Below are 25,747 nucleotides of genomic sequence, written 5' to 3' on the forward strand. Positions count from 1 at the left end.
TCGCATGATTAAAACTCATGCCTGATTGATTCTGGTAGGGTTTCAGCATCCTGCTGTCGGAGCTTTCCTTATGTCTCGTCGTCTTCCTCCGCTTTATGCGCTACGGGCTTTTGAGGCCGCCTCCCGACACAATTCCTTCACCCGTGCGGCGCAGGAGCTGTCCATCACCCAAAGTGCGGTGAGCCGGCATATCCGCACCCTCGAAGAGCATTTCGCCTGCCGCCTGTTCCTGCGCAGCGGGCGCAACCTGCAGCTCACCGAGGCCGCACGCCTGTTGCTGCCCGGGGTGCGCGAGGGCTTTGCCGCGCTGGAGCGGGCCTGTCATACCTTGAACGCCGAAGATGACATCTTGCGCATGAAGGCACCCTCGACCCTGACCATGCGCTGGCTGTTGGCGCGGCTCAGTCGTTTCCGGCATTTGCAGCCGGGCAACGAAGTGCAGCTCACCAGCGCGTGGATGAGCGTGGATGAAGTCGACTTCAACCAGGAGCCTTTTGACTGCGCGGTGTTGTTGAGCGACGGGCACTTTCCGGCGGATTGGGAAGCCAGTTATCTGTTCCCGGAACTGTTGATTCCAGTCGGCGCGCCCAATTTGTTGAGCGACGGCCCATGGGACGTCAATCGCCTGGCCAGCGCCGAGTTGCTGCACCCCACACCCGACCGCCGCGACTGGCGTAACTGGTTGGAGCGCATGGGGCTGTCCGCCCAGGTGTCGCTCAAGGGCGGGCAGGTGTTCGATACCCTGGAGCTGGGCATGATCGCCGCCGCCCGGGGTTACGGTGTGTCCATGGGCGATCTGCTGATGGTCGCCGAAGACGTGGCCCAGGGACGCTTGAGCCTGCCGTGGCCGACCGCCGTCGCCAGTGGGGAAAACTATTACCTGGTGTGGCCGAAAACCCGCCCGGGCGGCGAGCGTCTGCGCCGGCTGGCGGAGTTTCTGCAGGGCGAAGTGCAGGCCATGGTGTTGCCTGTCGTCGAGCGTCTCGATTGAATCGCTTCAGCGTGAGAGAGCAATCGTTTGCGTGATACCCCTGCACTTCGCTCAAGTATTGCCCGGCGCCGCCGAAGTAGGGGTGTTGGAACTATCGTGCACCAACGAATCTCACCAGATAATTTGCCGAGCAACGCTATGAGATCAGGATGATCCAGGCCTCGGCCAGGAGCTGTCATGTCTCAACCTCGTGCTCGGATCGCCTCCCAGCTAGGCCTCGCGTTAGCCGTGATTCTGGCTGTCGTCATCAGCGGCAGTACGGTTTTTGCCTTGCGTTCCCTCGACTCCGCCAACCTCGATACCCGGGAAGAACATCTGGCCAGCGAGGCGCGGCTGCTGGCCGATCAACTCAGTACCTTCCACGGCACCTTGCGCGAGAGCACTCAGCGCTTGAGCGGGCTGTTTGAAAAACGCTTCGGCGCCGGCTTGAGTGTGCAGGCGGATCAGCCGGTCGCCGTGGCCGGCGTGCAGACCCCGAGCCTGTACCTGGGCAAGGCGCTGCTGAACAACAACTTCGGTGACGTCGACGAGTTCAAGCAGATATCCGGCGGCGTGGCCACGGTGTTCGTGCGCAGCGGCGACGACTTTATCCGCATCAGCACGTCCTTGACCAAGCAGGACGGCAGCCGTGCCATCGGCACAGTGCTGGATCGCCAGGGGCCGGCCTACTCGCGGGTGGTCGGTGGGCAGACGTACATCGGCCGCGCCGTGCTGTTCGATCGCTCCTACATGACCCAGTACAGCCCGGTGCGCGACGCCAGCGGCAAAGTCATCGCGGTGCTGTTCATCGGCTTCGACTACACCGATGAGCAGAATGCCCAGTTCACCAACCTCAAGCGCTTCCGCATCGGCCAGACCGGTTCGCTGGCACTGCTGGATGAGCAGAAACACTGGCTGGTACCGCCGGCCGGGGTGCAGGCGCCGGACCAGGCTGTGCCGGTGATGCTGGACCTGGCCAAGGCGCCCGGCAAGGGCCGCTTCTGGAGCGACAAGCAGGAAGATTTCTACAGCGTCTCGGTGCCGTTTGCCGGCGGCCCCTGGTCGGTGGTGGCGAGCATGCCGAAAGCCGAGATCCGCGCGGTCACGTGGTCGGTGGGCATTCGCCTGGTGATCGGCAGCATGCTGGCGATGCTGCTGGCGGTGGGCGCAACGGTGTGGTTGTTGCGCAGCAAACTGGCGCCGTTGAGCGACTTGGTACGCCAGGCCGAAGCCTTGGGCGGCGGTGATTTGAGCGCGCGCCTGAACGTGTCGAGCCATGACGAGATCGGCCAACTGGCGGGCAGCTTCAACCAGATGGGGGAAGCGCTGTCGACCATGGTGTCGCACATCCGCAGGGCCGCCGAAGAGGTCAACGGCCGGGCGCAGGCGTTGTCCGGTTTGTCCGGCGGTGCCTATGAAGGCATGGAGCAGCAGTCCGGCGAAATCACCAGCATGGCCGGCGCGGTGGAGGAATTCAGCGCCACTTCGCTGAACATCGCCGACAACATGGGCAACACCGAGCGCCTGGCCCAGGAAAACGCGCAGCAGACCCGCATCGGCCGCAACTCGATGCAGGAGGCGTCGTCGTCCCTGGAACACATCGCCACCGCCCTGAACAGCACGGCCACGGTAATCAACACCTTGGGCCAGCGTTCCCAGGAAATCGGCGGGATCGTTGGCGTGATCACTTCGATCGCCGAACAGACCAACCTGCTGGCGCTCAATGCCGCCATCGAAGCCGCCCGCGCCGGTGAGCAGGGCCGTGGGTTTGCGGTGGTCGCCGACGAAGTGCGCAACCTGGCCTCGCGCACTCGCCAGGCCACCGATGAGATTTCCGGGATGATCCTAAGCATCCAGCAGGAAACCGGTAACGCCATCAGCACCATGGAACAGGGCAATACGCTGATGCAGGAAGGCCTGTCACGCAACGCCGACGTGGCGTCGGCCCTGGCACGCATCGACGAGCAAAGCCGCTCGGCCGGGCAGCAATTCGCCGCGATCACCACCGCCACCCAGGAGCAGAGCAGCACGGCGACGTTGCTGAGCAGCAACCTGCAGAGCATTGCGCTGGCCAACAGCGAGCAACGCGAAGTGGTGTCGAACCTGGCGATTACCGCCAAGGAACTGGAGACGCTGGCGGCAGGCTTGCGCCAAGAGGTCGATCGGTTTCGTTGAAGGCGCGCCTGGAACGGCTAGCGTGCCTTGAGCGCGTTAGCCAGGCGCTGCATGGCGGTTTCGATTTCATGGGCGGTCAAGGACGAGTAGCCCAATAACCATCCCTGTTGCGTGGCCGCACCGGCATACAACCGGCTGAGGCCGGACAGTTGCACACCCGCGCTGGCGGCCTGGCGGATGGTTTTTTCTTCCGACCACCCCTCATGCAGCACGCAAGGGATTTGCAGCCCGCCCTGGGGCCGGCATGCCGTGACCACATCGCCGAGGTACTTGCCGATGGCGTCGAGCATGATGGCTTGGCGCCCGGCGTAGAGTTTGCGCATCGCCCGGACATGGGCGTTGTAATGCCCGTCCTCCATGAAGCGCGCCAGCGTCAGTTGCAGGATTTGCGGAGTGTGGCCGTCCATCATGCTGCGCGCATAGGTGAAGGCCTTGACCAGTTCAGGGGGCAGCACCATGTAGCCCATGCGCAGGCCGGGGAACAGGGTCTTGCTGAAGGTGCCGAGGTACAGCGTGCGCTGGTACTTGTCCAGGCCCTGCACGCAGGCCGTGGGTTTGCCTTCGTAGTGGAACTCGCTGTCGTAGTCATCTTCGATGACCCATTTGCCTTTTTCCGCGGCCCAGTTGATCAACTCCAGACGCCGCTCCAGGGTCAGCGTGGCGCCGGTCGGGTATTGATGAGACGGCGTGACATACACGCAATGGGCGCCGCTGCGGTCGGCGTGCAGCAGGTCGGTGCGGATGCCCGCCGCATCGACATCGATGGGCACGACCTTGGCCTCGGCGGTTTCGAAGGCCTTCCTGGCGCCGTAGTAGCCCGGGTTTTCCAGCAGGATCGGTTTGCCGACGTCCACCAGCAGTTGCGCACACAGAAACAGCGCCTGGCGCGTACTGCTCAGCACCAGGACCTGGTCGGGCGAGCACTTCGCCCCACGCTCAAGGTTCAAGTACGTCGCGATGGCTTTGCGTAACGACTCGGCTCCTTGCGGGTCACCGTGCAACAGCACGCTGCTGCGATAGTCCTTCATCACCTGGCGCTGCAGGCGCTCCCACACATCGGTCGGGAACGAGCGGGTTTCGGGCAGGCCCGTGGCGAATGCCTTGATCACCTGTTGATCGTTCACGCCGCCGCTGTCGAGGATCATCCGCCCGCGCAGGCTCAAGCCGGCGCCCGGTGCGGCCTGGCTGGTTTTGACGGCCTGCGCCTTGATGCGGCGGCGCGAGGCACCGCGCAATTCGGTGCCGATGGCCTCGCACACGTAACTGCCGGAGCCTTCGCGCCGCACGATAAAACCATCGCGGTGCAACTGCACGTAGGCGTTCTCCACCGTGTCGCGCGCGACCCCCAACGACGTGGCCAACACCCGCGTCGCCGGCAGCTTCAGGCCCGGCGAGAGTGCGCCGTCGAGGATCAAGGCGCGCAGCGCGCGTTGAATGCGCTGGTGCAGGCCCAACTGCTGGAATTGCGCGTCGTTGAGGCGCATCTGCAGGGTTTCCAGCTCGAAGGATTTCGCCATGCGGTCTGCCTCGCCCTGAAGAATTGGCCGGTAATAGCAGGCCAGTCTATCCGTAGACTTTCACCTGTGCCACCGCCTTCACGCCGGCCAATGACCCATCACGCGAGGCTCAACCCCTCGTTTGGCAAGGAGCAAAGTCCCTATGTCTTCGTCAATATCGCCGTCGCCGCTGCGCCCGCGCGACCTGTTGCACCCCATCGTGGCCGGGCTGATTTCAGTCATCGTCAATTATGGCGGTACGTTCATTCTGGTGTTCCAGGCGGCCAAGGTGGCCGGGCTCAGCCCCGAGCTGACGGCTTCGTGGGTCTGGTCGGTATCGATCGGCGTGGGGGTGACCGGGCTGTTTCTCAGTTGGGTGAGCCGTGAGCCGATCATCACCGCCTGGTCGACCCCCGCTGCGGCGTTTCTGGTGGTCGCGCTGTCTGCCACGCCTTACGCCGAGGCGGTCGGCGCGTACATGGTTTCAGCCGCTGCGTTTGTGCTGCTGGGGCTGTCCGGCTGTTTCGAAAAAGTCATCCGGCTGATTCCGCCGGGCATCGCGGCGGCCATGCTGGCGGGGATTCTGCTGCAGTTCGGCATCGGCGCGTTTGGTGGCATGAGCCTCGACCCGGTGCTGGTCGGCGTGTTGATCGCCGCTTACGTCGGGCTCAAGCGCTTTACTGCGCGCTACGCGGTCGTCGGCATTCTGCTGCTGGGCTTGGGATTCCTGCTGGTGCAGGGGCGGGTGGACTTGTCGGGCCTGTCCCTGCAACTGGCGGCGCCGGTATTCACCCGGCCCGAGTTTTCGCTCAATGCGTTGCTCAGTGTGGCGCTGCCGCTGTTTCTGATCACCCTCACGGGCCAGTACATGCCGGGCATGCTGGTGCTGCGCAACGATGGTTTCAAGACCAGCGCCAACCCGATCCTGACGGTGACCGGGTTGGGGTCGCTGCTGATGGCGCCGTTCGGCTCGCACGCGTTCAACGTCGCGGCGATCACGGCGGCCATCTGCACAGGCAAGGAAGCCTCGGAGGACGCGTCCAAGCGCTGGGTCGCCGGGGTTGCCGCTGGGGTGTTCTACATCCTCGTCGGGGTGTTCGGGGTAACGCTGGCCGCCGTATTCATGGCGTTCCCGCCGGCATTCATCACCACGCTGGCCGGCTTGGCCCTGCTGGGCACCATCGGCGCCAGCCTGGCCAACGCGATGGCGGACGTCAGGTCGCGTGAAGCCGCGCTGATCACCTTTCTGGCGTGCGCCGCCAACATCAACCTGCTCGGGATCGGCGGCGCGTTTTGGGGGTTGTTGATCGGGTTGGCTGCGTATGCGTTGCTCAACGGCCGCTTGCCACGGCGCCGTGCGCCGGCTTCCGAGGCAGTGGCGGCGGCCAAGGGAGCGGCCCAATGATGCGCGCCGAACCGCCAGCCAGCGCCACCCTGCATGCGCGTCACGGGCGTTACCCGCAGGCCACCAGCGTGGAGGACTTCCGGCGCAATCTGGCGGCCGTACAGCAACGTATCGCCAGTGCCTGTGCGCGGGTCGGACGCGACCCGGCGAACGTGCGCCTGTTGCCGGTCAGCAAAACCTTTGACGAGGCGCACCTGCGCCTGGCGTATGCGGCGGGCTGTCGGCTGCTGGGTGAGAACAAGGTGCAGGAAGCCCAGCGCAAATGGCAGGCCATGAGCGATCTGGCCGATCTGCAGTGGTCGGTGATCGGCCACCTGCAAACCAACAAAGCCAAGCAGGTCGCGCGCTTTGCCAGTGAGTTCCAGGCGCTGGACAGCCTGCGAGTGGCCGAGGCGCTGGATCGTCGCCTGCAGATCGAAGGGCGCCAACTGGATGTGTTCGTGCAGGTGAATACCTCCGGGGAAGCCAGCAAATACGGCCTGGAACCGCACGCCGTCGCGGGTTTTCTGCAGGCCCTGCCAGCGTTCCCGGCCTTGCGCGTTCGCGGGCTGATGACGCTGGCGCTGTTTTCGGCCGATGTGGCCCGCGTGCGCCCGTGCTTTGTGCGGCTGCGCGAACTGCGCGAGCGCCTGCGCGATCACGCCCCGGCGGGCGTCAGCCTGGAGGAATTGTCGATGGGCATGTCCGGGGATTTCGAGATTGCCATCGAGGAAGGCGCGACCGTTGTCCGCGTCGGCCAGGCCATCTTCGGCGCCCGCGCCATGCCGGATGACTACTACTGGCCGAGCGCCGATCAACCGTCAACGACCTGACTTTTTCAGCAAGGACCTGTTCATCATGTACGACTCAACATTGACACTTGAAAGCTTCGACCCGCAGCTGTGTGAGGCGATTCATAACGAGGAGCGCCGTCAGGAAGACCATGTCGAGCTGATCGCTTCCGAAAACTACGCCAGCCCGCTGGTCATGAGTCTCCAGAGCACGGTACTGACCAACAAATACGCCGAGGGCTACCCCGGCAAGCGCTACTACAGCGGCTGCGAATACGTCGATGTGGCCGAGCGCCTGGCCATCGAACGGGTCAAGGCCCTGTTCGACTGCGATTACGCCAACGTGCAGCCCCATGCGGGCGCCCAGGCAAACGCCGCGGTGTTCCTGGCCTTGATCAAACCCGGCGATACGGTGATGGGCATGAACCTGGCCCAGGGTGGCCACCTGACCCACGGCAATCCCTCCAACTTCTCGGGCCGGCATTACCACATCGTGCCTTACGGGCTTGACCCGCAGACGGGCTTGCTCGACTACGACGAGATGGAGCGCATCGCTGTGGAAACGCGGCCGAAGATGCTGATCGGCGGGTTTTCGGCCTACTCGCGGTACAAAGACTGGGCGCGCATGCGGGCGATTGCCGACAAGGTCGGTGCGATTTTCTGGGTCGACATGGCTCACGTCGCCGGCTTGGTCGCCGCTGGCGAGTACCCGGACCCGTTGCCGCACGCCCACGTGGTCACCAGCACCACGCACAAGACCTTGCGTGGCCCGCGAGGCGGGTTGATTTTGTCCAAGGGCCAGGACGCAGCGTTTTACAAAAAACTCGATTCGGCGGTGTTCCCGGGTGTTCAGGGTGGGCCGTTGATGCATCAGATTGCCGCCAAGGCGGTGGCCTTCAAGGAAGCCTTGAGGCCCGAGTTCAAAACCTACCAGGCCCAGGTCGTGGTCAATGCCCGGGCCATGGCGGCCGTGTTGCAGCGGCGCGGTTACAGGATTGTCTCGGGTGGCACCGATAACCACATGATGTTGATCGACCTGTCCGACCGGCCTTACACCGGCAAAGACGCCGATGCGGCCTTGAGCAACGCCGGCATCACCGCCAACAAGAATTCGGTGCCCAACGATCCGCGCTCCCCCTTTGTCACCTCGGGGCTGCGCATCGGCACGCCGGCCGTCACCACCCGCGGTTTCGGCGTGTTCGAGTGCGAGCAACTGGCCGCTTGGCTGTGCGATGTCCTGGACGCCCTGCAACGCGGGGAGAGCGATAGCGTTGCGCTGCAGGTGCGTGAACAGGTGATTGCGCTGTGCCGCCGACACCCGGTTTATCGCTGACTTTTCCCTTCTAAACGTTGGCGCTGTCGACCTGACTGGAGGCTGAGGGGCGGTATTGCAGGGCTTCGGCAATGTGGCTGCGGCGGATGCTGTCTGTGTGTTCCAGATCCGCCAGCGTGCGGGCGACCTTGAGCAGGCGGTGGGCCGCGCGAAGGGACAGGGTCAGGCGCTCGCAGGCGCTTTCCAGCCAGGCTTCATCCGGCCTCGACAGCGCGCAATGCTGGCGCAACCCCGGTAGGTCGAGGACCGCATTGGCGCAGCCCTGGCGCTGTTGCTGGCGGTCCCGGGCCTGGGCTACCAGTGCCGAGGCGGTGGACGTGTTGTCGCCGGGCTGCGGGGCCGGGTTCAGCGCGGTGATTTCGCGAGCGACGGTCAGGTGCAGGTCGATCCGGTCCAGCAACGGCCCGGAGAGTTTGTTGCGATAGCGCTGGACCTGCTCCGGCGTACAGCGACAGCGTGCGCTGGGGTCGCCCATGTAACCGCAAGGGCAGGGGTTCATTGCGGCGACCAGTTGAAAGCGCGCCGGGAAACTCACGCGGTCGCGAGCGCGGGAGATCACGATATGCCCCGACTCCAGTGGCTCGCGCAAAACCTCCAGCACCTTGCGATCAAACTCCGGCAGCTCATCCAGGAACAGCACCCCATGGTGGGCCAAGGTGATTTCCCCCGGTTGCGGCTTTGACCCTCCACCCACCAGCGCCGGGCCGGAGGCCGAATGGTGCGGCTGGCGAAACGGCCGATGGGGCCAATGACTCAGGGGCGCCAGGCTGACCACTGATTGAATCGCTGCCACTTCCAGCGCTTCGTGCTCACTCAGCGGTGGCAGCAAACCCGGCAGGCGGCTGGCGAGCAAGGTCTTGCCGGTGCCGGGCGGGCCGCTGAACAACAGGTTATGCGCGCCTGCCGCAGCGATCAGCAATGCGCGTTTGGCGGCGAGTTGGCCCTGGACTTCGCTGAGGTCCGGGTAAGGTTTGTTCAAGTACAGCAAACCGTCAGACTTGAAGGGCTCGATCGGCACATGCCCATTCAGGTGCGCCACCACCTGCAGCAGGTGGTCCACCGCAATCACCTTCAACCCCGATGCCAGGCAGGCCTCTTCGGCATTCGCCCGGGGCACGATCACGCTGCGCCCGGCCTTGCGCGCCGCGAGCGCTGCCGGCAACACACCTTTCACTGCGCGTACCTCGCCCGATAGCGCCAATTCCCCCAGGCATTCCACGTCGTCGAGCATCTGCGTCGGCACCTGCACGCTCGCCGCGAGAATCCCGAGGGCTATCGCCAGGTCAAAACGCCCGCCGTCCTTGGGCAGGTCGGCGGGCGCGAGGTTGAGGGTGATGCGGCGGGACGGGTATTGCAGCGCGGAGTTGAGGATGGCACTGCGCACGCGGTCCTTGCTTTCCTTGACGGCGGTTTCCGGCAAACCCACCAGGGTGAGCGATGGCAGACCATTGGCCATGTGTACTTCGACGCTGACGGCAGGGGCTTCGACGCCGATCTGGGCGCGACTGTGGACGATGGCGAGGGACATGCTCATTCCTTGAAAGGGCGGACCGCTTCCTGCGGTTTTTCAAGGGTAGACGAGGTGGGGTAGAGCGGGACGCGGGAGGTTTTACAGAACGTATCCGCAGAGTGACGCAGAACAGGTGGGAGCGCCGGCTTGCCTGCGATAGGTCAGGCGTATCAGAGGGACCGAGGTGATTCCATCGCAGGCAAGCCAGCTCCTACATTGGTCGGGGGTTATTCGGAGGCTGCCGGGGTCAACCGCGCTTCCAGCTCCGCCACTTTCGCCTCCAGGCTTTCCAGGCGTGCTCGGGTGCGGGCCAGCACCACCATTTGGCTGTCGAATTCTTCCCGGCTGACCAGGTCGAGCTTGCTGAAGCCGCTTTGCAGCAAGGCCTTGAACTGGCTTTCGATTTCATTGCGGGGCAGTGGGGTCTCGCCGCTGAACAGGCGGGAGGCATGGCCGCTCAGGGCGTCGAGGAGGTCTTTGGGCGCGAGCATGGGAAATATTCCGGAAAACTGTTGGCGGGCAGTGTAACACGCAGCGTCTATAGTCATTTTCACGACCTCGGGCGCACGCTTTTCGCGCAGGGTGTCGGGCGGTAGCGCACCGTTTTCGTGCGCAATCACCCCGCCAAAAAGCCCCGCAGGTGGGCATAAGTGGGCAAGGGACTGATTTCAGTGGTTTTTACGGAGCTGGCAAGGTTTCTGCTTAGACGAACATGACCCATGCACTGATGCAGTCGCTGTGACGAATGCAGTGCGCCGACGGATCAGGGGTACAGGTTTCGTCACCAGTGGTTCGCTGGCGTCGCAATGGCAACTGCTCTTGCGACGATGCGTTACAAAGCCAGGCGCTGCGCTTAGACTTGAGACGGGTTTGTTTTCCTGGGGCAAGTCCACCAATTCGGGAGAGAGTTTTCATGAAGCTAGTCACTGCCATCATCAAGCCGTTCAAGTTGGACGATGTACGCGAGTCGTTGTCCGAAATCGGCGTGCAGGGCATTACCGTTACTGAGGTCAAAGGCTTCGGGCGGCAGAAGGGTCACACCGAGCTGTATCGCGGCGCGGAATACGTGGTTGATTTCCTGCCGAAGGTGAAGATTGATGTCGCCATTGACGACAAGGATCTTGATCGGGTTATCGAGGCGATAACCAAGGCCGCCAACACCGGCAAGATCGGTGACGGCAAGATCTTTGTGGTCAATCTGGAACAGGCTATTCGCATCCGTACCGGCGAAACCGATACCGACGCAATCTAAGCCGCCAAACCCAACGCCCCAGGAGAAAACAATATGACTCTGCGTAAATTCGCAGGGCTCGGAGCCCTGTTGTCCATCGTAATGCCAAGCCTGGCCATGGCGGCAGACGAAGTGGCTGCTCCAGTCCTCAATTCCGGCGACACCGCGTGGATGCTGACATCCACCGCGCTGGTGCTATTCATGACCATTCCCGGCCTGGCGCTGTTCTACGGCGGTATGGTTCGCTCGAAAAACATTCTGTCGGTGATGATGCAGTGTTTTGCCATCACTGGCCTGATCAGCATTCTGTGGGTCATCTACGGTTACAGCATCGCGTTTGACACGACCGGCATGGAGCAGGGCGTTGTAAACTTCAACTCCTTCTTTGGCGGCATGGGCAAGGCGTTCCTGGCGGGCGTAACCCCGGCCAGCATCACCGGGCCTGCGGCGCTGTTTCCGGAAGCGGTGTTCGTCACCTTCCAGATGACCTTCGCCATCATCACCCCGGCGCTGATCGTCGGTGCGTTCGCCGAGCGCATGAAGTTCTCCGCGATGCTGATCTTCATGGCTATCTGGTTCACCCTGGTTTACGCGCCGATCGCACACATGGTCTGGAGCGGCAATGGTGGCCTGCTGTGGGACTGGGGCGTGCTGGACTTCGCTGGTGGCACCGTGGTGCATATCAACGCGGGTGTGGCTGGTCTGGTGGCGTGCATCGTGCTTGGCAAGCGTAAAGGCTACCCGACTACCCCGATGGCCCCTCACAACCTGGGTTACACCTTGGTCGGTGCGGCCATGCTGTGGGTCGGTTGGTTCGGCTTCAACGCCGGCTCCGCTGCTGCGGCCAACGGCACTGCCGGTATGGCGATGCTGGTGACCCAGATCGCTACAGCTGCTGCGGCGCTGGGCTGGATGTTCGCCGAGTGGATCACCCACGGTAAGCCAAGTGCCCTGGGCATCGCCTCGGGTGTGGTGGCTGGCCTGGTCGCCGTCACGCCTGCGGCAGGCACCGTGGGCCCGATGGGCGCTCTGGTGATCGGCCTGGTTGCCGGTGTGATCTGCTTCTTCTGCGCCACCAGCCTCAAGCGCAAGCTGGGCTATGACGACTCCCTGGATGCGTTCGGCGTACACGGTATCGGTGGCATCGTCGGTGCGATCCTCACGGGCGTTTTCGCAGCCCCAGCCCTGGGCGGCTTCGGCACCGTGACTGACGTGGCGGCCCAAGTCTGGATTCAGTGCAAAGGCGTCGGCTTCACTGTGATCTACACCGCCATCGTGACCTTCATCATCCTCAAGGTGCTGGATATGGTCATGGGCCTGCGGGTTACCGACGAAGAAGAGGCTGTCGGCCTCGACCTGGCACAACACAACGAACGCGGCTACAACTTGTAAGTAGGCGAAAAAAACATGCCCGGCTTGCCGGGCATTTTTTTGTCTGGTGTTTGTCACTCATGACGCGGGATGCCGGGTTTTTGCGTCGCGTGGATGATGGCGCTCACACGGCACTTTTCCGGGTGCGAATGTCTTACAGGCATGTAGGCGTATTCGACACTTTGTTTTTTCCCAGAGCGCGCTAGAATGCGCGCCGATGGGCGGAGAACTGTATGTGGCAACAGACCCTGATTACCCTGCGGGCCAAGCCCCGGGGCTTTCACCTGGTAACCGACGAGTTGCTTGCCGGTTTGCCTGAATTGAAGGCGTGTCGCGTGGGCCTGTTGCATCTGTGGTTGCAGCATACCTCGGCCTCGTTGACCATCAACGAGAATGCCGATCCGGCGGTTCGTCGTGACTTCGAGCGTTTTTTCAACTCGCTGGTGCCGCAAGGCCGAGCCGGGTTCGAACACAACGACGAAGGCCCGGACGATCTGCCGGCGCACTTCAAGGCCAGTCTCCTGGGTTGCCAGCTGAGTTTGCCGGTCAAGGCCGGCCGCTTGGCGATGGGGACCTGGCAAGGTGTTTATCTGGGCGAGCACCGTGATCATGGCGGTGCTCGTAAAGTCCTCGCCACTTTGCACGGTGATGGGGCATAAGCCACTGGTTATCCGGTGGATGTTGATTTTTTTCCGGCGACCTTCGACAGATGGTGAAGCTGGGCTATAACTAATCTGCTTTTCGCAAGTCATGAGGTAGAACATGAGCGACGATGATCTGGAAAACGACGAACTGGAAGTAGGCGACGAAGACGACACCGAAGAAGGTCTTGAGGCGGCAGCGGAAGACGTTGCTGACGACGACGGTGGCGATGACGTTCCTGTTCCGGCTGCCAAAGGCAAAGCCAAGGCCGCTGTTTCGGTCGATGAGCTGCCAAGTGTTGAAGCCAAGAACAAAGAGCGCGACGCGCTGGCCCGTGCGATGGAGGAATTCCTCGCTAAAGGCGGCAAAGTGCAGGAAGTCGAGGCCAACGTGGTAGCAGATCCACCCAAGAAGCCGGATAACAAGTACGGCAGCCGACCTATCTGAGGTCTGCTTCTGGCTTGCTGGAAAAGCCCGCCGTCGCTGCGGGCTTTTTCATGCCTGAAACAAATTCCTACGACTCACCGCCTGCCAATATAGGCAAACCCCCTCCCACTTACTGCCAGCTTTTGAGCAACGGAGGCAGTTCCGTCAGGCTGCGAATCTGCGCATCCGGGAGTTTATCCCCTTCCCAGACCTTGCCTGCCGGGTTGAACCACACGGCACGCAGCCCCGCCTGTTGCGCTCCGGCGATGTCGTCACCGGGGTGATCGCCGATATGCACCGCCGCGCTGGCATCCACCCCGCCCCGTTGCAGCGCTTCCTGAAACAACCGCGCATCCGGCTTGGCGATGCCGATGTCTTCGGCGCGCAACGCAAAGTGGAAGTAGTCCGCCAACCCGACGCGCTGTACGTCAGCGTTACCGTTGGTGATCACGCCCAGCAGGAAGTGTTTGCGCAGCGCTTGCAGCATCGGCTCGGCTTCGGGGAATACGGTGAGCTGGTGGCGCGCATGAATGAACGCTTCAAAGCACACATCGGCCATTTCCGTCGCTTCAGGTTGTGGATAACCGGCCTCTTCAAACGCGTGCATCAGTACGCGGTGGCGCAGCATGCTGATGCGGTGCTTGAGTTCGGGATGGCGTTCCAGCACCTGCTGGCGAAGACTGGCGAAATGTTCCAGGGGCAGTTCGCCGACCTTGGCGGCATGGGTGGCCAGCCATTCGCGCATCGACGCTTCGGCGCTGATGATGACGGGGACGTTGTCCCAGAGAGTGTCGTCGAGGTCGAAGGTGATCAGCTTGATACTCATGAGTCGCCGCCCTTGATGCGTTTGGCCCGTGGATGGGCGCTGTCGTACACCGTTGCCAGGTGTTGGAAGTCCAGGTGGGTGTAGATCTGTGTCGTCTTGATATCAGAGTGGCCGAGCAGTTCCTGCACCGCGCGCAGGTCTTGGGACGACTCCAGCAAATGGCTGGCAAACGAGTGCCGCAGCATGTGCGGATGCAGGTTCTGCCCCAGCTCGCGCTCGCCGGCCGCCTTGACCCGCAGTTGAATCGCCCGCGGCCCCAGGCGCCGGCCCTGCTGGCTGACGAATACGGCGTCGTCCGCCGGGTTGGTCAGTGCGCGCAGGGGCAGCCACAGTTGCAGCGCTTCCCGGGCCTTCCTGCCCACCGGCAGCACGCGGGTCTTGCTGCCTTTGCCGAGCACTTGCACCAGGCCGTCGGCGAGGTCGAGCTGATCGAGGTTCAGCCCGGTCAGTTCCGACAGGCGCAGGCCCGAAGAATAGAACAGCTCCAGGATCGCCTGGTCACGATGGGCCAGGAAGTCGTCCTCGACGGCGCCATCGAGCAATTGCAGGGCGCGGTCGGTGTCGAGGGTCTTGGGCAGCCGCCGCTCGCCCTTGGGCGGGGCCAGCCCATTGGCCGGGTCGTGGTCGCACAGGCCTTCGCGGTTGAGGTAGTGATACAGGCCGCGCACCGCCGACAGCAGGCGCGCCAGGCTGCGCGAGGATTGGCCCTGCTGGTGCAGGCGCGCGATCAGGCTGCGCAGGCCCTGGATGTCCAAGGCCTTCCAGCTGGGGATCTGCTGCTTTTCGCAGTAGGCCAGGACCTTGTTCAAGTCCCGCCGGTAGGCCTCCAGGGTGTGGGGCGACACCTGGCGCTCGCTGCGCAGGTGTGCGCAGTAAGCGTCCAGTTGCCGTTCCATGGTCAGCGCACCGCGCGCAGGGCGGTGGTGAAGCGCGGTAATACGCGGCCCAGCACTTCGGCGATGTAGGTCAGGAACAACGTGCCCACCGAACTTTTGTAGTGCGCAGGATCACGGCTGGCGATGGCCAGTACCCCATGCAGGCCTTGATGGCTGAGGGCGACCACGGCGGTCGAGCCGATCTGCTTACGCTGCTCGGCGCCAAACAAAAAGTCCAGTTCATGCTCGCGCAAGGTGCCGCTGATGGTCTTGCCTTCGGAAAGCAGGCCGCCGATCGCCGTTTGCGCTTCGCCGCCGCTGACCCAGCGCCCGACCGGCATCGGGTTGTCGCTGAACAGGATCAGGCTGACGAAGGGCACCTGGAAGTCCTGGCGCAGGCTGTCTTCCACGGCGATCACAGTTTCTTCCAGGCTGGTGGCGTCCATCAGCGTCAGAATCAGGCGACGGGTCTTGTCGAACAGGCGGTCGTTATCGCGGGCGACGTCCATCAAGTGCGAGAGCCGATGGCGCATTTCGATGTTGCGCTCGCGCAGGATCTTCATCTGCCGCTCCACCAGCGACACGGTATCGCCACGCTGGTGGGGGATGCGCAGGGCTGGCAGCAGTTCTTCGTGTTCGACGAAGAAGTCCGGGTTAGCCTCAAGGTACGCCGCGACGGCAGCGGCCTCCAGACTTTCGCTCGGGGATGCTTGTGCGGGTACTTGAGGCTTATCGGTCATTTGCTTGGCTCACTCATAGACGGACCTGTCCTTCGTATACGCGCGTGGCCGGCCCGGTCATCATCACCGGGTGGCCGGGGCCTGCCCATTCGATGGACAAACGTCCGCCGGGCAGGTCGATCAGCAGCGGCGAATCCATCCACCCCTGGCTGATCGCGGCCACGGCAGCGGCGCAAGCACCGGTGCCGCAGGCCTGGGTTTCGCCAGCGCCGCGTTCCCATACGCGCAATTGCGCGCGGGAGCGGTCGATCACCTGCAGGAAGCCCACATTGACCCGTGCCGGAAAGCGCGGGTGATGTTCGATCTTCGGCCCCAGCTCGTGCACCGGCGCATTATTGATGTCGTCGACCCGCAGCACCGCATGGGGGTTGCCCATGGACACCGCCGCCAGTTCGACAGCCTGGCCGTCGACATCGACGGTGTAGTGGGTGGCCTGCTCGGTGGCCTGGAACGGAATATCCGCCGGCACCAGGCGTGGCGCGCCCATGTTGACGCTGATCTGGCCGTCGCTGCGGACATCCAGCTCGATCACGCCGCTCTTGGTCTCGACACGAATCTGCCGCTTGGCGGTCAGGCGCTTGTCCAGCACAAAGCGGGCGAAGCAGCGCGCACCGTTGCCGCACTGTTCCACTTCGGAACCGTCGGAGTTGAAGATCCGGTAACGGAAATCCACCTCCGGGTTGCTCGGCGCCTCAACGATCAGCAACTGGTCGAAGCCGATGCCGGTATGACGGTCGCCCCACTGTTTGGCGTGCTTGGGCAGGATGTGCGCGTGCTGGCTGACCAGGTCAAGGACCATGAAGTCATTGCCCAGCCCGTGCATCTTGGTAAAACGCAGCAGCATGGCTTACTCCGGCAGCAGGCTTTCGCCAGCATACAACTCGGCTACCGTCTCGCGGCGACGCACTTCAAACGCTTGATCACCGTCCACCAGCACCTCGGCGGCACGCCCGCGGGTGTTGTAGTTGGAACTCATGACAAACCCGTAGGCACCGGCCGAATGAATGGCCAGCAGGTCGCCTTCTTCCAGGGCCAACTGACGATCCTTGGCCAGGAAGTCGCCGGTTTCGCAGATCGGGCCGACGACGTCATAGGCGCGCGCTGCGCTGTCGCGAGGCGTTACGGCGGTGACATTCATCCAGGCCTGGTACAGCGCCGGGCGGATCAGGTCGTTCATCGCCGCATCGACGATGGCGAAATCCTTGTATTCGGTGTGCTTGAGGTACTCGACCTGGGTCAGCAGCACGCCGGCATTGGCGACGATGTAGCGGCCCGGCTCGAACATCAGCGTCAGGTCGCGGCCTTCCAGGCGTTCGCGCACGGCCTTGATGTAGTCGCCGATCAGCGGTGGCTCTTCATCGCGGTACTGCACGCCCACGCCGCCACCGAGGTCGATGTGCTGCAGGTAGATGCCGCACTCGCCGAGGCGGTCGGTCAGCGCCAGCAGACGGTCGAGGGCATCCAGAAACGGCGGCAGGGTGGTCAGTTGCGAGCCGATATGGCAGTCGACACCCAGCACTTCCAGGTTCGGCAATTGGGCGGCGCGGATGTACACGTCCTCGGCGTCGGCGATGGCGATGCCGAACTTGTTCTCTTTCAGGCCGGTGGAAATGTACGGGTGGGTGCCAGCGTCGACGTCCGGGTTGACGCGCAGGGAAATCGGCGCGCGAACGCCCATCTCGGCGGCGACCACTTGCAGGCGCTCCAGCTCGTCGGTGGATTCGACGTTGAAGCAATGCACGCCGACTTCCAGGGCACGGCGCATGTCTTCGCGGCTCTTGCCGACGCCGGAGAAGACGATCTTGTCAGCCTGGCCGCCAGCCGCCAGGACACGTTCCAGCTCGCCGCGGGAGACGATGTCGAAACCGGCGCCCAGACGCGCCAGGACATTGAGCACGCCCAGGTTGGAGTTGGCCTTGACCGCGTAGCACACCAGGTGCGGCACGCCGTTCAACGGGTCGGTGAAAGAGCGATATTGGGCTTCGATATGCGCGCGCGAGTACACATAGGTCGGGGTGCCAAAGCGCTCGGCAATTGCGGACAGCGCCACGCCTTCCGCGAACAGCTCGCCGTTCCGGTAGTTAAAAGCGTCCATGGGGTTCCCTTAGTAAGTGTCGTGCTTATGCGCTTTGGCAGGCTTTTGCGACGATTGCGCCTGTTCATTCGGGTCTTTGCTGTCATCGGGCAGATACAGCGGGCCTTTTTGACCACAGGCACTAACGAGGCAAGCGACCGCGACGAGCGCAGCAAGGGAAGAGATCAGGCGCTTCATGGCGAAATCCTTGAATATGCATTAATTGCGCCCGAGTATACCGACCACCCGCCAGCTTGCCTATGCGCCGGAATACCCGTCCGGCGGGGGTTTGCCGACATAACTGCGAAGCTGGCTACGCTAGTCAGGGATATTTCTTACCGCCATCGGTAATGAACTCGGTATCCTTTGCAATCGGCGGAGCGCGTCCGTATCGTGCGGCGCTTGAGCAAAACCAGACACTTTTGAGGTTGCCGCAATGAGTTTGACCGAAGCCCGTTTTCACGACCTGGTGGATTCGACCCAGAACGCGCTGGAAGATATTTTCGACGACAGCGGCCTGGATGTGGACCTGGAAAGCTCGGCCGGGGTGCTGACCGTCAAGTTCGAGAACGGCACTCAACTGATCTTCAGTCGCCAGGAACCGTTGCGCCAACTGTGGCTGGCGGCACGTTCCGGTGGTTTTCACTTCGATTACAACGAAGAAGACCGCAATTGGCAGTGCGATACCAGCGATGAGCTGCTCAGCGAAATGCTCGCGCGGCTGGTTCAGGAACAAGCCGGCGTCGAGCTCGGCTTCGATGAGCTGAACCCCGACGAGAATTGATTGTGAGCCAGCCTGCAATCGTGCGTCCGCCCAAGCCGTTGTTCAGTAATGTCAGCCCGGCGGTGCCGTCACCTTGTATCAGTTTGTGTCGGCTGGACGAGGCAAAAGTCTGCCTTGGCTGCTTTCGCCATGTGGAAGACATCCGTGAATGGCGCTCCGCCGATGATCAGCGGCGACGCGTGATCGTGGCCCAGGCCGAGCGGCGCAAAGTCGGGCCTTGAGCCCGTCTTGTTTATTTACGGTGCTGTGGTAGTGTCCGGGTACACCTCAACTCATCGAGGTCCGTGAGAACCCCGCCTTTTCCTGGCGGGGTTTTGCTTTTTTGTGCAGAAAAAAGGAGTCTGCCTGAATCATGACCGCACCTTCCATCATTCTTACCCGTCTCGACGTGCAGCGTCTTGAGCAACTGATCGACCGTGTCGGCGAGAATTCGCCAGGCGTAGAAGCCCTGCAGCACGAACTCGACCGCGCCGAAGAAGTGGTTGGCCACGATGAAGTGCCTGCAAGCGTCGTGACCATGAACTCCAGCGTGCATTGCCGCGAGCAAGGCAGCGGCAAGGACTATCACCTGACCCTGGTTTACCCCAAGGATGCGAATGCCGACGCGGGCAAGATTTCGATCCTGGCGCCGGTGGGCAGCGCGTTGCTCGGCCTGAAAGTGGGTCAGCACATCGACTGGCCGGCACCCGGCGGCAAGACCCTCAAGCTCGAACTGCTCAGTGTTGAAGGCCAGCCCAAAGACGGCGGCGCCTTCTCGCTTTAAATCTGCTTCAGTGCGTCATTGAGCGCCTGTTCCAGCTCGGCTTTGTAACGCAGGTACAGATTGCTCGGGCTTTGTACGTCGCCGAGCAGGCCCGACAGATCCAGATCAGTGATATAGCAGCGGTAGCGCTCGGTTTCGCGGCGCTGCCCGACGATCTCCCGGGCGACCACTGCAAACAGCTGGTCGCCAAACTCCAGTTCGGAAAACTCCCGCTGATTGCAGTACAGGGTGATCCCCACCTGGCCCGGCGCCGCCTTGCCGATAATCGCCTGCACGTCATAAAACGGCTTGTTGGCCGGGTTTTGCGGGGCCGGCCGGGGCTCGATACCGCGTGCGCGATTGCTGCCCGACGGCAACAGTTGGTAATACAAGGTTTGCACCGCGCCCAGCGGTTCTTGCGGGTCCAGGGGCGACAGCGCGTCCCGGCGATAGATGATCGACTGCAGAAAACGCTGCAACGGCGCCAGCAGGCTCTGTTCATCATGGAACGGCAAGCGTTGCTGCCAGAGCGCGTTGAACTCATCCAGCACATACAGCTCGGCGAAGCCTTCGTTGACCCGGTAAAACACCTGCACGCATTCGGCCATGCCCATCGGCAGCAGCAGCGCCAGGTCGTGGTCTTCCAGGGCCATGGCGTCCAGGTGCAACGGGCTGTAGCTGGCCAGTTCTTCTCTGAGGTAGGCGATCAGCGCGTCCTGGGTCGCCAGTGAGACGTGGGTGGCCTGGCCGGGCATCAGCTCCATCACGTGATAGTGCTGCTGCACCTGCAGCAAGTAGCGATGGTTGCCCTGGCCCAGCAGCAGGTTCTGCGCGGTGTCGAAGATGTCTTCCACGCGCTGGGCAATGAACTGTGCGCGGTTGTGGCAGAAGCAGCGCACCCGCAGGCGTGGCAGGTGGTCCGACGGCAACTGGTTGAGGTAGTCGCGCAGGCAGTCGAGCAGGGCATGGGGACCGTCGTAGCGGCTGACCATCACCTCGTTCCAGCTGTTGAGCGTGACCTGGTCGAGGGTCAGCACCAGGTTTTCGCGCACGCCGGCGTAACTCAGGGAGTCGGTGCGCTCGGTGGTCATCAGGATGTTCAGGTCGCGATGGTGCTTGAGCGGGTCGACGCCGACGTTGATCAGCAACAGCACTTCTTCCGGCACCGCCGAGCGCAGCAGGCGCTCTTCATCGACGCTGGCCAGGGGCAGGGCGATGGTCTGTTGCAGGCTGCCCAGCAGGTTGAACAGTTCGAATTCGGTCATGTCGCTGACGCCTGGGTGCAGCGCCAGGCGCGTGCTGCTGTCGATCACGCCGTTGCGGTGACACCAGGTGAGCATTTCCAGCAGGTCGCGGCTGCGCTTGATCGGCGCGAAGTGCTCCGATTCCAGGGCGGTGAGGTTGCCGTTGTACAGGCCCCAATGATGCTGGCCCGGTTCCTTGCGGTTGGCCGATTGCACCAGGGTCAGGGTGTCTTCGGCCAGGTCCGGGGCGATGCCGGGGTTGATGAATTCGACCTTGCCGGCCTTGCGTTCAAACGCCGCGTACAAGCGACGGCCAAGCACATTGAGGTCGCGCTTGTTGATCAGGCTGACGGTCTGTTCGGTGCGGGCGAACTGGGTCAGGAAGCGATAGCTGTAGTTCAGCTCATTGACCAGGGCGCGGCGCTCGGAGGCCACCTGGCGTACTTTCCATTGGCTGCGGCTGTCGAGCAGCGCCAGTTGGCGCTGGTCCCAACCCCATTCATGGGCCAGGCGTTCCAGCAACAGGCGCTGCCAGCCGACGGTGCGCTGGCCGGCGCTGAGCTTGCGGTTGACCTTCAAGTACAGCGCGCGCCGTACCAGTTCCAGGCGTTCCGGCTCGTTGCGCGCGTTGAGGTATTCCTCGATGCGCCGGTAGACCACGACGTAAGGGTCCAGCTCGTCCAGGTCCATCCGGTTGGCGAACACCGCCCGTTTGAAGCGCAGGCTCAGGCACTGCACATTCGGGTGCTCGCTGGCGTAGACCTCGGTCAACAGCAGCTTGAGCAGCGACTTGTAGGGCGATTCGATGCCCTTGAACAATTGCCACAGCCCGGCGCCAATGAACTCGCCGGGCGGGATGCGCGCCAGGTGGCCGAGGTCGAGGGTTTCATCGGCGCGGATAAAGCGTTTGGAAATCAGTGTGTGGGTGAACTCGGCGTAGCGCACTTCTTCATACACCGGCACCAGCCACCAGATCGGCGTGCGACCGGCGAGCCAGATGGCGGTGCGATAGAACTCATCCAGCAACAGATAATGCTGGGTGGTGCCGCAGTCGTCGGAGCTCAGTTGCGTGTCGCGTTCGCCCAAGACAAACCGGCTCGGCTCGATCAGGAAGAAGTGCGCCTCGGCGCCCATGCTCTGGGCCCAGGCTTCCAGTAACTGGCATTTCTTGCGCAGCTCGACCAGTTCGTTGTCGCTCAGGTCGGGGGCGTGGCATACCCACACGTCCATGTCGCTCTGGTCGGCTTGGGCCAATGTGCCGAGGCTGCCCATCAGGAACAGGCCATGGATCGGCTGCGGCGGGTTGCCGTGGCGCGGTTTGTAGGAGAACGAACGGGTCAGGCGTTGGGCTTCGTTCAGGGCCTGCGCGTCGGGTTCGAAATTCGACAGCCCGGCCGGGGTGCTGCCCGACACGTAACCGGGCAACAGCGGGTGATTGACGTGGAAAAACAGCGGCAGCAGGGTCAATACGCTTTGCTGGCGTGGCGTCAGCCCTTCGACAGCCCGGGCCATGCGCCCTGCGTTAAGCGCCATGAACCGCGCGCGCAGTTGGGCCAGCACCTTGCGGTCGATGCCTTCGTCCAGGTCGGGGCGGATCTCATGGGTGCGGGTCATGTCGAACTCGGCGGCGTGCAAGGCCCGACATGGGCGGCCGTGTAGGAGTTTACATTCAGAAGCGTAGGAGGTTTAGAGGGGAAACGGTTTTTGGCGTCAGAATTTTATCCGGTTCACGGCAATGCCCTCGGAATCCGCCGCGGCGGACTCCATGGGCAGTATCCGGAATCAGGCAGCTTCTTTGGTTGCGGCGGTGGTCAGGATGGTCAGCAGGGTTTGGGCTTGTTCTGCAGCGTCCCGGCCAAGGCTGGTCAGGTAACCGCCGTCCGGTTGGTCGATCAGTTTTTTCTCGAACAGGCGTTTGGCGGCGGCGATAGCAGTCGGTGCGGCAGTCTGATGGACTTTCAGACCTTCCTGGGAGCTGTCCAGGTTGAAGAGTGCAAGGATTTCCAGTTCGGCAACCAACTCAGGGGTATACGACATAGGGACTCCAGACTTTCTAAGAATTTGTTAGAGGCTAGCAGGCCCTAAGGTGAACGTACTTTGGCGGGCTGTCCAGTGGGAAACTCGCGGCTGTTGATATGGCGCAGTGTTGTGGCGAGGAAGCAGGCTTCCCGGCCACACGGGCGCTCGCTTCAGGCGTTTTCAGGCGGCAGCTCGGGCAGTGCGCGCAAGGCGGATTCATACCATTGGGTATCGAAGGCGCGGTCTTCGTCGAGCATCTTGTCGATTTCCACCGCCAGCACATGGGCCATCATGTTCAAAATCTCTTCGCGCTCGTAACCCACCAGCGTCAGCTTGTTGAACGTGGCCTTGGCGGCGGGCGGATTGTCGCTTTCGATCTGGTTTTCGATGGCCTGGGTCAGCGTGCTTTCGGTGAACGCTTCTTCGTCGTTGTCGATATCGGTCGGCTCGCTCATGGCAGGCTCCTCAAGAAAAGGGCGCCAGTCTACCCCCATTCAGGCAGGTGATGCTGCTAGCCAGGTTGGTCGGGCGGATCTATAACTCATGCAGCCAACCCCGCACATGGCCTGGAGGCTTTGCGATGCTCAAGCTCTACGGATTTTCGGTCAGCAATTACTACAACATGGTCAAGCTGGCGCTCTTGGAGAAAGGCCTGGCATTCGAAGAGGTGCCTTTTTTTGCCGGGCAAACACCCGCCGCCCTAGCGATCAGCCCGCGGGGAAAGGTGCCGGTGCTGGGTGTCAAACAGGGCTTTATCAACGAAACCAGCGTGATCCTCGAATACATCGAGCAAACCCAGGAAGGCCCCTCGCTGCTGCCGGCCGAACCGTTTCAGCGCGCTCAGGTGCTGACATTGTGCAGGGAAATCGAGCTGTACATCGAGCTGCCCGCCCGTGCGTGTTTCGCCGAAGCGTATTTCGGCATGCCGGTGCCGGAGGCGATCAAGGACAAAGCCCGGGCCGAGTTGCTGCTGGGGGTGGGGACGTTAGGTCGGCACGGCAAGTTCGCGCCTTACGTAGCGGGGGAGAGCTTTACGATTGCCGATCTGTATTTCATGTACAGCCTGAACCTCGCCTGCGGCGTGGCCGAGAAGCTGTTCGGCCTGGACCTGTTGGCTGAATTGCCGACGGCCAAGGCATTGCTGGAGCGTTTGCACGCCATGCCTAACGCCCTCAAGGTGGCGGCGGACAGGGAAGCGGCGATGCCGGCGTTCATGGCGATGGTGGCGGCGAAGAAGTGATCAATGTGGGAGGGAGCAAGCCCCCTCCCACATTTTCGACCTAGCGGCTGGCGAGCAGGACCTGACCGCGCACGACGGCGGCCTTGACCTGGGCCGGTGCGGTACCGCCCACGTGGTTGCGCGCATTCACCGAACCTTCCAGGGTCAGCACGGCAAACACGTCCTGCTCGATCTGGTCGCTGAACTGGCGCAGTTCTTCCAGGCTCATTTCCGCCAGGTCCTTGCCGCTTTCCACGCCGTACTTCACGGCATGGCCGACGATTTCGTGGCAGTCGCGGAACGGCAGGCCACGGCGCACAAGGTAGTCCGCCAGGTCGGTCGCGGTGGAGAACCCACGTAGCGCCGCTTCACGCATGATCGCGTGCTTGGGCTTGATCGCCGGGATCATGTCGGCAAAGGCACGCAGCGAATCGCGCAGGGTGTCGGCGGCGTCGAACAGCGGTTCCTTGTCTTCCTGGTTGTCCTTGTTGTAGGCCAGGGGCTGGCCTTTCATCAGGGTCAGCAGGCCCATCAGCGCGCCGAATACGCGGCCGCTCTTGCCACGTACCAGCTCCGGCACGTCGGGGTTTTTCTTTTGCGGCATGATCGAGCTGCCGGTGCAGAAGCGGTCGGGCAGGTCGATGAACTGGAATTGCGCGCTGGTCCACAGCACCAGTTCTTCGGAGAAGCGCGACAGGTGCATCATCGCGATACTGGCGGCGGCGCAGAATTCGATGGCGAAGTCGCGGTCCGACACGCCGTCCAGGGAGTTGCCGCCCACGGCGTCAAAACCCAGCAGTTGTGCGGTGTACTCGCGGTCGATCGGGTAGGTGGTGCCCGCCAGCGCGGCGCTGCCCAACGGCATGCGGTTGGCGCGCTTGCGGCAGTCCACCAGGCGCTCGTAGTCGCGGCTGAGCATTTCGAACCAGGCCAGCAGGTGGTGGCCGAAGGTTACCGGTTGTGCGGTCTGCAGGTGGGTGAAGCCGGGCATGATGGTGTCCGATTCACGCTCGGCCTGTTCCAGCAACCCTTTTTGCAGGCGGGTGATTTCGGCCAGGATCAGGTCGATTTCGTCACGCAGCCACAGGCGGATATCGGTGGCCACCTGGTCGTTACGGCTGCGCCCGGTGTGCAGTTTCTTGCCGGTCACGCCGATGCGATCGGTGAGGCGGGCTTCGATGTTCATGTGCACGTCTTCCAGGTCGACGCGCCAGTCGAACGTGCCGGCTTCGATCTCGCCACGGATGGTGGTCAGGCCGTCGATGATGCTGTCGCGCTCGGCGTCGGTCAGCACGCCGACCTTGGCCAGCATCGTGGCGTGGGCGATCGAGCCCATGATGTCGTGGCGGTACAGGCGCTGGTCGAAGGTGACGGAGGCGGTGAAGCGGGCGACGAAGGCGTCGACGGGTTCACTGAAGCGGCCGCCCCAGGACTGGTTGGTCTTGTCGGTGCTCATGGATTCGCTCGTGATCTGCTTAAAAGAGGCGTGGAGGTGTGCCGACGATAATAACAGGGTTGCCCGTGGAGGCGGTGCTGCGGGTGGTCGGCATTTTATTTGTGCCAAGCATGGCTAAGTGCCTTGCCGCCGACCGCGTCCGGGAAGAGACTGGGCAGAGGTGCTTATTGAAACGATATTTGACGAATGAGCAATGTCGTCTCGGCGAGCGTCTACAGTTGGACTGATAGTGTGTGAATGCACCAAAGTCAGGTGATGCGGTCATAACCCTGACTACCATTAAACAAGGGGGGTATTCGGATTGTGTATCAGCAAACCCTACGACGATGCCCAAGGGCGGCAGGTTTTGGGCGCTATTGAACAGGTCCGGATAAATATGAGTGCCACTCTCAGGGCACTTTTTGCCGCTCGCGCTAGTCTTAGCGTGGATCGCTGTGAC

26 protein-coding genes and 1 pseudogene are annotated in these 25,747 nt (G+C 62.7%); 14 read left to right on the forward strand and 13 right to left on the reverse strand.

The window, feature by feature from the left end:
* Window positions 1–70: 70 nt before the first annotated feature.
* The 3 genes and pseudogenes from AC07W0_RS14305 to AC07W0_RS14315 all read left to right on the forward strand — a co-directional run bounded on the left by AC07W0_RS14305 (window position 71) and on the right by AC07W0_RS14315 (window position 3,145).
* Window positions 71–991: a LysR substrate-binding domain-containing protein gene (locus AC07W0_RS14305; RefSeq protein ID WP_026139908.1), complete on the forward strand. Its 921-nt coding sequence runs from the start codon at window positions 71–73 to the stop codon at window positions 989–991.
* Window positions 992–1,168: 177 nt separating this feature from the next.
* Window positions 1,169–2,242: pseudogene (locus AC07W0_RS14310) on the forward strand (Cache 3/Cache 2 fusion domain-containing protein); the annotation flags it as partial.
* 180 nt (window positions 2,243–2,422) lie between these two features.
* Entirely contained in the window at window positions 2,423–3,145 is a 723-nt protein-coding gene (locus AC07W0_RS14315; protein ID WP_371918767.1) for a methyl-accepting chemotaxis protein, read from the forward strand.
* A 17-nt stretch (window positions 3,146–3,162) separates the two neighbouring features.
* Here the strand turns inward: AC07W0_RS14315 and pdxR are convergent, their stop codons facing one another.
* Window positions 3,163–4,662, reverse strand: coding sequence for a MocR-like pyridoxine biosynthesis transcription factor PdxR (gene pdxR / locus AC07W0_RS14320; protein ID WP_079444921.1), 1,500 nt, complete (start codon window positions 4,660–4,662; stop codon window positions 3,163–3,165).
* Between the two features lie 142 nt (window positions 4,663–4,804).
* On the opposite strand from pdxR, the gene AC07W0_RS14325 reads away from it, so the two are divergent.
* Genes AC07W0_RS14325 through glyA form a run of 3 tightly spaced genes read left to right on the forward strand, consistent with a single transcriptional unit; the run spans window position 4,805 to window position 8,149 of the window.
* Window positions 4,805–6,046 carry a benzoate/H(+) symporter BenE family transporter gene (locus tag AC07W0_RS14325; protein ID WP_102617847.1) on the forward strand — a complete coding sequence of 414 codons (1,242 nt, stop codon included), beginning with the start codon at window positions 4,805–4,807 and terminating at the stop codon, window positions 6,044–6,046.
* On the forward strand, window positions 6,043–6,858 hold the full coding sequence (locus tag AC07W0_RS14330; protein WP_102617846.1) for a YggS family pyridoxal phosphate-dependent enzyme: 816 nt from the start codon (window positions 6,043–6,045) through the stop codon (window positions 6,856–6,858). The genes AC07W0_RS14325 and AC07W0_RS14330 overlap by 4 nt, the downstream gene beginning before the upstream one ends.
* Before the next feature lie 25 nt (window positions 6,859–6,883).
* Complete coding sequence (gene glyA, locus AC07W0_RS14335; RefSeq protein ID WP_102617845.1) at window positions 6,884–8,149, forward strand: serine hydroxymethyltransferase; 1,266 nt, start codon at window positions 6,884–6,886, stop codon at window positions 8,147–8,149.
* A 10-nt stretch (window positions 8,150–8,159) separates the two neighbouring features.
* Here glyA and AC07W0_RS14340 read toward each other — a convergent pair whose 3' ends face one another.
* Window positions 8,160–9,677 carry a YifB family Mg chelatase-like AAA ATPase gene (locus tag AC07W0_RS14340; RefSeq protein WP_102617844.1) on the reverse strand — a complete coding sequence of 506 codons (1,518 nt, stop codon included), beginning with the start codon at window positions 9,675–9,677 and terminating at the stop codon, window positions 8,160–8,162.
* A 209-nt stretch (window positions 9,678–9,886) separates the two neighbouring features.
* Window positions 9,887–10,150 (reverse strand): accessory factor UbiK family protein, encoded by a 264-nt coding sequence (locus tag AC07W0_RS14345; RefSeq protein WP_017845178.1) that lies wholly within the window; start codon window positions 10,148–10,150, stop codon window positions 9,887–9,889.
* 422 nt (window positions 10,151–10,572) lie between these two features.
* Here AC07W0_RS14345 and glnK point away from each other — a divergent pair, with 422 nt between their 5' ends.
* The 4 genes from glnK (at window position 10,573) to sutA (ending at window position 13,350) form a co-directional block, all read left to right on the forward strand.
* Complete coding sequence (gene glnK, locus AC07W0_RS14350) at window positions 10,573–10,911, forward strand: P-II family nitrogen regulator (RefSeq protein WP_002555808.1); 339 nt, start codon at window positions 10,573–10,575, stop codon at window positions 10,909–10,911.
* A gap of 33 nt (window positions 10,912–10,944) precedes the next feature.
* Window positions 10,945–12,282 (forward strand): ammonium transporter, encoded by a 1,338-nt coding sequence (locus AC07W0_RS14355; protein WP_017845177.1) that lies wholly within the window; start codon window positions 10,945–10,947, stop codon window positions 12,280–12,282.
* Between the two features lie 212 nt (window positions 12,283–12,494).
* Window positions 12,495–12,920: a secondary thiamine-phosphate synthase enzyme YjbQ gene (locus tag AC07W0_RS14360; RefSeq protein WP_017845176.1), complete on the forward strand. Its 426-nt coding sequence runs from the start codon at window positions 12,495–12,497 to the stop codon at window positions 12,918–12,920.
* Window positions 12,921–13,023: 103 nt separating this feature from the next.
* Window positions 13,024–13,350, forward strand: coding sequence for a dormancy-specific transcriptional regulator SutA (gene sutA, locus AC07W0_RS14365; RefSeq protein WP_017845175.1), 327 nt, complete (start codon window positions 13,024–13,026; stop codon window positions 13,348–13,350).
* A 109-nt stretch (window positions 13,351–13,459) separates the two neighbouring features.
* On the opposite strand, the gene AC07W0_RS14370 is transcribed toward sutA, so the two are convergent.
* The 6 genes from AC07W0_RS14370 to lptM are packed head-to-tail and all read right to left on the reverse strand — an operon-like array spanning window position 13,460 to window position 18,042.
* On the reverse strand, window positions 13,460–14,155 hold the full coding sequence (locus AC07W0_RS14370; RefSeq protein WP_102617843.1) for an HAD family hydrolase: 696 nt from the start codon (window positions 14,153–14,155) through the stop codon (window positions 13,460–13,462).
* On the reverse strand, window positions 14,152–15,051 hold the full coding sequence (xerC, locus tag AC07W0_RS14375) for a tyrosine recombinase XerC (protein WP_046381665.1): 900 nt from the start codon (window positions 15,049–15,051) through the stop codon (window positions 14,152–14,154). Before xerC ends, AC07W0_RS14370 begins: the two co-directional genes overlap by 4 nt.
* Window positions 15,052–15,053: 2 nt before the next feature.
* Window positions 15,054–15,770, reverse strand: a complete 717-nt coding sequence (locus tag AC07W0_RS14380) for a DUF484 family protein (protein ID WP_017845172.1) — start codon at window positions 15,768–15,770, stop codon at window positions 15,054–15,056.
* 13 nt (window positions 15,771–15,783) lie between these two features.
* Window positions 15,784–16,614, reverse strand: a complete 831-nt coding sequence (dapF, locus tag AC07W0_RS14385) for a diaminopimelate epimerase (RefSeq protein WP_017845171.1) — start codon at window positions 16,612–16,614, stop codon at window positions 15,784–15,786.
* 3 nt (window positions 16,615–16,617) lie between these two features.
* Complete coding sequence (gene lysA / locus AC07W0_RS14390; protein WP_017845170.1) at window positions 16,618–17,865, reverse strand: diaminopimelate decarboxylase; 1,248 nt, start codon at window positions 17,863–17,865, stop codon at window positions 16,618–16,620.
* Between the two features lie 9 nt (window positions 17,866–17,874).
* Window positions 17,875–18,042 (reverse strand): LPS translocon maturation chaperone LptM, encoded by a 168-nt coding sequence (lptM, locus tag AC07W0_RS14395; RefSeq protein WP_017845169.1) that lies wholly within the window; start codon window positions 18,040–18,042, stop codon window positions 17,875–17,877.
* 238 nt (window positions 18,043–18,280) lie between these two features.
* On the opposite strand from lptM, the gene cyaY reads away from it, so the two are divergent.
* From cyaY to rnk, 3 genes are all read left to right on the forward strand, one after another.
* A complete protein-coding gene (cyaY, locus tag AC07W0_RS14400) occupies window positions 18,281–18,628 on the forward strand; it encodes an iron donor protein CyaY (protein WP_017845168.1) in 348 nt (115 codons plus the stop codon).
* 2 nt (window positions 18,629–18,630) lie between these two features.
* Window positions 18,631–18,849, forward strand: a complete 219-nt coding sequence (locus AC07W0_RS14405) for a DUF1289 domain-containing protein (RefSeq protein ID WP_026139803.1) — start codon at window positions 18,631–18,633, stop codon at window positions 18,847–18,849.
* Window positions 18,850–18,980: 131 nt separating this feature from the next.
* Window positions 18,981–19,391, forward strand: a complete 411-nt coding sequence (gene rnk, locus AC07W0_RS14410; RefSeq protein ID WP_017845167.1) for a nucleoside diphosphate kinase regulator — start codon at window positions 18,981–18,983, stop codon at window positions 19,389–19,391.
* Here rnk and AC07W0_RS14415 read toward each other — a convergent pair.
* The 3 genes from AC07W0_RS14415 to AC07W0_RS14425 all read right to left on the reverse strand — a co-directional run bounded on the left by AC07W0_RS14415 (window position 19,388) and on the right by AC07W0_RS14425 (window position 23,088).
* Entirely contained in the window at window positions 19,388–22,228 is a 2,841-nt protein-coding gene (locus tag AC07W0_RS14415) for a class I adenylate cyclase (protein WP_102617859.1), read from the reverse strand. The genes rnk and AC07W0_RS14415 overlap by 4 nt on opposite strands.
* A 168-nt stretch (window positions 22,229–22,396) precedes the next feature.
* Window positions 22,397–22,651, reverse strand: coding sequence for a TIGR02647 family protein (locus tag AC07W0_RS14420; protein WP_017845165.1), 255 nt, complete (start codon window positions 22,649–22,651; stop codon window positions 22,397–22,399).
* Between the two features lie 152 nt (window positions 22,652–22,803).
* A complete protein-coding gene (locus AC07W0_RS14425) occupies window positions 22,804–23,088 on the reverse strand; it encodes a hypothetical protein (protein WP_017845164.1) in 285 nt (94 codons plus the stop codon).
* Window positions 23,089–23,213: 125 nt separating this feature from the next.
* Between AC07W0_RS14425 and AC07W0_RS14430 the strand changes: the two genes are divergently transcribed.
* On the forward strand, window positions 23,214–23,873 hold the full coding sequence (locus AC07W0_RS14430; RefSeq protein ID WP_046381668.1) for a glutathione S-transferase family protein: 660 nt from the start codon (window positions 23,214–23,216) through the stop codon (window positions 23,871–23,873).
* A gap of 40 nt (window positions 23,874–23,913) precedes the next feature.
* Here the strand turns inward: AC07W0_RS14430 and argH are convergent, their stop codons facing one another.
* On the reverse strand, window positions 23,914–25,308 hold the full coding sequence (gene argH / locus AC07W0_RS14435) for an argininosuccinate lyase (RefSeq protein ID WP_046381669.1): 1,395 nt from the start codon (window positions 25,306–25,308) through the stop codon (window positions 23,914–23,916).
* Window positions 25,309–25,747: the final 439 nt, after the last annotated feature.

The sequence above is a fragment of the Pseudomonas sp. GW704-F2 genome (genome assembly GCF_059423025.1).